Origin of the sequence: Intrasporangium chromatireducens Q5-1 (assembly GCF_000576575.1) — a bacterium.
Classification (GTDB): domain Bacteria; phylum Actinomycetota; class Actinomycetes; order Actinomycetales; family Dermatophilaceae; genus Intrasporangium_A; species Intrasporangium_A chromatireducens.
Genome location: NZ_AWQS01000364.1, coordinates 1 through 2831, shown reverse-complemented (window position 1 = coordinate 2831; position 2831 = coordinate 1). Strand labels below are relative to the sequence as shown.

Below are 2831 nucleotides of genomic sequence, written 5' to 3'. Positions count from 1 at the left end.
CGACCCACTTCTGGTCCACCCGCAAGACCATCAACGTCGAGTCCCGCTTCTTGCGTGAGATCCGCGAGAGTCTGGGCGGCCGCCTCGTCCGAGGGCCCTGGCTGGGTGCCCCGGAGCCGGTGACCAGTCCCAAGGGACAGCTCGTGCCGCCCGACAACCCGTTCCTCGCCGAACCGGTCTCCGGGAGCTGGCCGCACGACCCGATGGGCGACCGGCGTGCCGCGCTGGTGGACGCGGTCGACCGCATCACCGAGCTGCTCGCCGCCGAGGCGTCGTGGACGCCGCCGGCTGACCCCCGCCTGGACGACCTGCGCCTCCTGCTGGCCGAGCACGCGGCACGGCGACAGCGCAGCCCCGCCGTCGTCGACGTGCCCCGGCACCTGTCCGCTTCCGCCGTCGTGTCGCTCGCCCGCGACCCCGAGGCCTTCGCCATGCACCTGAGGCGCCCGATGCCGGCGCCGCCCGCACTCGCGGCGAGGCGGGGCACCGCCTTCCATGCCTGGCTCGAGGAGCACTACGCCCGGGCCGCCATGGTGGACGTCCTCGACCTGCCCGGGAGCGCCGACGACGACGGCGAGGCGACGGGCGACCTGAGCCGGATGAAGGAGCTGTTCTTCGCCAGCGAGTGGGCCGGGCGGATCCCCGAGGAGATCGAGCTGCCGATCGAGACCGTCATCGACGGCATCGCCATCCGTGGGCGCATCGACGCGGTCTTCCCGCGCGACGACGGCGGGTGGACGGTCGTCGACTGGAAGACGGGCACCCGCCCGACGGGGGAGGAGGCCCGCGTCCGCTCACTTCAGCTGGTCGCCTACACGGTCGCCTTCGCCCGGCTGCGTGGGGTGCTGCCTGAGTTCGTCGACGGGGCTTTCTACTACGCCGTCGACGGCGTCACGGTGCGGCCCGACATCCCGGGGGAGGCAGCGCTCGCCGAGTTGCTTGCAACCGTCCCGGGCTAACAGTCCGAGACCCCAGCTGCTGAGCGGTGCGCGAAGGCACCCGGTCAGGGCCGCCCCGGCCGGTCGCGGTCCTGCGCCCGCTCGACCGGCACGTAGTCGGATGCCCCCTCGTGCCGGTCGTCGACCGCGCCGTCGGCCTGGCTGTCGTCGGCCGGGCCGTCCTCAACCGGGGTGCCCTCGGCCGGGCCGGCGGGGGTGGGTGCAACGGGTTGCGGATCCGACAGCGGCTCCACAGCGTCGATCTCGAAGAGGCCCTCGGGGTCCACCGCCGTGCTCAGCTGCCAGCTCTGCTCGGCCGGCGGCTCGATCGCCTCCCCGGGGTCGGCCCCGGTCGGCGTCTGTGATGCCGCAGCCTCGGCGGGACGCCGCGGTCCGGGCGCCTGGCCGCCCAGCCCGGAGCCCGCACCCAGGAACGGGTTGAACGGCTGTGTCAGCTCATTGGTGGACGGGCCCGGGCCCGCGAACGGCTGGGTCGCCTCATCGGCGGCCGGGCCCGGCCCGGCGAAGGGCTGCGTCGCCTCATCGGGGACGGGAGCAGGACCCGCGAACGGCTGGGTGGCCTCGTCCACCGAGGTTGCCGAGCCGGCCCCGGGGGTGTGCGAGAGCCCGTCCGGGCGGGTCGTCGCCGGTGTCGCAGCGGCGGCAGCCTGCGCCAGCTCTCGATCCCGGCGGGCCTCGCGCTCGGCGCGCAACCGACGGGCCTCGGCACGACGCTCGGCCTCCTGGACCCGCTCGTCGAGGTCACGCAGGTCTGCAGAGAGCTGCTCGACGAGCTGGCTCTCGCCGGCGGAGAGAGCACGCAGCAGGCTGTGCACGAGAGACATCTCGGCGGCCAGCCTTGCACGGCGCACGAGATTGGTGTCGGGCCGCTCGATGCGGGACTGGACGTAGGCCTCGAGGACGGTGTCGAGGGCGCCGGGATGGGTCCGCGCGACGAGCTCCGCGAGGTCGTCGGCGGGGTCGCCGACCCGAGCCTCCTCCCAGCCGATGACCCCACGGACCCGCCCGGATCCGGCGTCCTGCTCGTCCTCGAAGCTGGCGAGCACGTGCGAACCGGTGAAGGCCCCGTGCACCGGTGTCGGCGCGAAGCGCCACAGCGAGACGTCCTCGAGGCGGTGCTCCCAGCGCGAGAGCAGGCCGGTCGGCACGTGGCCGGTCGCCGAGGCGCGGTCGAGCTCGGAGAGCATCCGCTTGCGGTGGGTCTCCGCGTCGTAGCTGGGTCGGCCGGCCTCCTCGAAGACGAGCAGCTCGAGGTTGTGGATGTGGGCGAGCGTCCGGCCCACCTCCGCGGTGAGCGCCGCAGCGGGGGGCAGCTGGGCGAAGTCCAGCGACTGGCCGGGGACCCGTGGATGCACGACGGCACGCCCCGACTTCAGCGCGGCCACGCCCCGGACGAGCGGGAGCTGGACGTCGAGGCGCCGGGACAGGAGGGTCATGAGTGTGCTGACGTCCTCGAGGAGCGCGCCGGCGGCTGCCGAGCGGGCAGCCTTGACGACCCACCGGCGGTCCTGGGAGTCGGTCACGAACGCGTAGGCGTAGGGCGCTCCGAGCCGGACCGGGACGCTCTCGACGGACACCGGGTCGAGCCCGGGCACGGCAGAGCTCGCGAGGGCGGCAAGACGCAGGGCACTCCGGGACACGCCTCCACCGTAAGCGGACGAGGGAACCTAGGGTGGGAGGGTGATGACGACGCACGGGATTCTCGAGGACCTCGCGCTCGCCGGCGCGGTCCTCGACCGCTCCGCCCACGAACGTCGTGACCCCAGGCTGCTCGAGACCCTGCTGGCCGACCCCGCCACCCGGGTCATCGAGCTGCGTGACGGCCGGGCTCCGGTCCGGCTCGCGGGCGAGCAGGCCGCGCTGCGGCTCCGG

The 2831-nt window shown here is 74.2% G+C and carries 2 protein-coding genes and 1 pseudogene; 2 read left to right on the top strand and 1 reads right to left on the bottom strand.

Annotated features, from left to right (window positions below; genetic code table 11):
- On the top strand, positions 1 to 959 hold a 959-nt coding region (locus N864_RS21030; protein WP_034722002.1), incomplete at its 5' end, for a RecB family exonuclease.
- Between the two features lie 44 nt (positions 960 to 1003).
- Here N864_RS21030 and N864_RS23860 read toward each other — a convergent pair.
- Positions 1004 to 2599, bottom strand: coding sequence for a phosphotransferase (locus N864_RS23860; protein WP_051518890.1), 1596 nt, complete (start codon positions 2597 to 2599; stop codon positions 1004 to 1006).
- Positions 2600 to 2639: 40 nt separating this feature from the next.
- Between N864_RS23860 and N864_RS21020 the strand changes: the two are divergent.
- Positions 2640 to 2831, top strand: a pseudogene (locus N864_RS21020) (NAD(+) diphosphatase); the annotation flags it as partial.